This is a genomic window from Vibrio sp. 03_296 (assembly GCF_002265885.1).
Window position 1 is genome coordinate 1 of record NZ_NPKW01000535.1, and the last position, 497, is coordinate 497.

At 44.1% G+C, this 497-nt stretch carries 1 pseudogene; it reads right to left on the reverse strand.

The annotated features are described in order from the left end of the window. Positions 1-275: 275 nt before the first annotated feature. Positions 276-497 (reverse strand): annotated as a pseudogene (locus CIK04_RS25995) (2,3-dihydroxybenzoate-AMP ligase); the annotation flags it as partial.

The following is a 497-nucleotide window of genomic DNA, read 5'->3' on the forward strand; positions in this document are numbered from 1 at the left end:
ATATCATTAGAGGCTTTCACACGCTTCTGGTTTCTTCAATGATGCCACGGTTATTTCCTTTCGATTGAATTCCTTGCTTTATGTGCGCCGCCTCGAAGCGGTTGGCACAGACAAACAGGTTATTTCAGTGGTTGTTCATTTCGAAACCACATAAAACATAAATGAGAATGTATATCATTAACAACATTTATACAACCACACACAACCATTTCTTTACCATACGGTCACCTACCCTCATCGTGTTTTTCTTTTTCGACCAATAGGTTGTAGAACCATTACGGCAGAATGGTGCTCAAAATGCGCTTCTTGTCGATTTTGCCTACGGCCGTTTTTGGCAACGATTTGACCACAAACAGTTCATCAGGAAGCTTGAATGCGGCGATCTCTTTGGTTTGGAGAAATTGCCGAATATCACGCAACATCATCTCGCGCCTCGAACGACGGCGGCGACGGCGATTTTTCGCCTTAAATAGAGCATCTGGCAGGGGAAATACCGC